Genomic DNA, 1,202 nt, shown 5'->3' on the forward strand with positions numbered 1-1,202 from the left:
CGGGGTAACGCTGATGGGATTCACACCGACTCATTTAAGCCTGGCAATCGGCATGTTAAACGGCGTCTTTAAGGAACGATGAACATGAAAAGCAAAATCATCAGGGAGCTACAGGCTCCTTTTTTATTATTCGCATTCACCCTCAAGCGTATTAACCAACAGTTCAGGGATTAATGAAAGATGGCAGACATCATTGATTCCGGATCAGAAATAGAAGAATTACAGCGCAACACAGCAATAAAAATGCGCCGCCTGAACCACCAGGCTATATCTGCCACTCATTGTTGTGAGTGTGGCGATCCGATAGATGAACGAAGACGCCTGGTCGTTCAGGGTTGTCGGACTTGTGCAAGTTGCCAGGAGGATCTGGAACTTATCAGTAAACAGAGAGGTTCGAAGTGAGCGAAATTAACTCTCAGGCACTGCGTGAAGCGGCAGAGCAGGCAATGCATGACGACTGGGGATTTGACGCAGACCTTTTCCATGAATTGGTAACACCATCGATTGTGCTGGAACTGCTGGATGAACGGGAAAGAAACCAGCAATACATCAAACGCCGCGACCAGGAGAACGAGGATATTGCGCTAACAGTAGGGAAACTGCGTGTTGAGCTTGAAACAGCAAAATCAAAACTCAACGAGCAGCGTGAGTATTACGAAGGTGTTATCTCGGATGGGAGTAAGCGTATTGCTAAACTGGAAAGCAACGAAGTCCGTGAAGACGGAAACCAGTTTCTTGTTGTTCGCCATCCTGGGAAGACTCCTGTTATCAAGCACTGCACTGGTGACCTGGAAGAGTTTCTGCGGCAGTTAATCGAACAAGACCCGTTAGTAACTATCGACATCATTACGCATCGCTATTACGGGGTTGGAGGTCAATGGGTTCAGGATGCAGGTGAGTATCTGCATATGATGTCTGACGCTGGCATTCGCATCAAAGGAGAGTGAGATCGGTTTTGTAAAAGATAACGCTTGTGAAAATGCTGAATTTCGCGTCGTCTTCACAGCGATGCCAGAGTCTGTAGTGTCAGATGATGACCGTACTCAAACATCGGGTTGAGTATTATCTTACTGTTTCTTTACATAAACATTGCTGATACCGTTTAGCTGAAACGACATACATTGCAAGGAGTTTATAAATGAGTATCAATGAGTTAGAGTCTGAGCAAAAAGATTGGGCGTTATCAATGTTGTGCAGATCCG

Annotated in this window: 2 protein-coding genes; both read left to right on the plus strand. The window is 45.8% G+C overall.

Translation table 11 applies throughout. The annotated features are described in order from the left end of the window. The first annotated feature begins 180 nt into the window (after positions 1 to 180). Positions 181 to 402, plus strand: a complete 222-nt coding sequence (locus tag RC85_RS26525; protein ID WP_084423030.1) for a TraR/DksA family transcriptional regulator — start codon at positions 181 to 183, stop codon at positions 400 to 402. Beyond that, positions 399 to 947: an ead/Ea22-like family protein gene (locus RC85_RS25920; RefSeq protein WP_001289873.1), complete on the plus strand. Its 549-nt coding sequence runs from the start codon at positions 399 to 401 to the stop codon at positions 945 to 947. The genes RC85_RS26525 and RC85_RS25920 overlap by 4 nt, the downstream gene beginning before the upstream one ends. The last annotated feature ends 255 nt before the right edge of the window (positions 948 to 1,202 follow it).

The sequence above is a fragment of the Rubripirellula obstinata genome (genome assembly GCF_001642955.1).
GTDB lineage: Bacteria > Planctomycetota > Planctomycetia > Pirellulales > Pirellulaceae > Rubripirellula > Rubripirellula obstinata.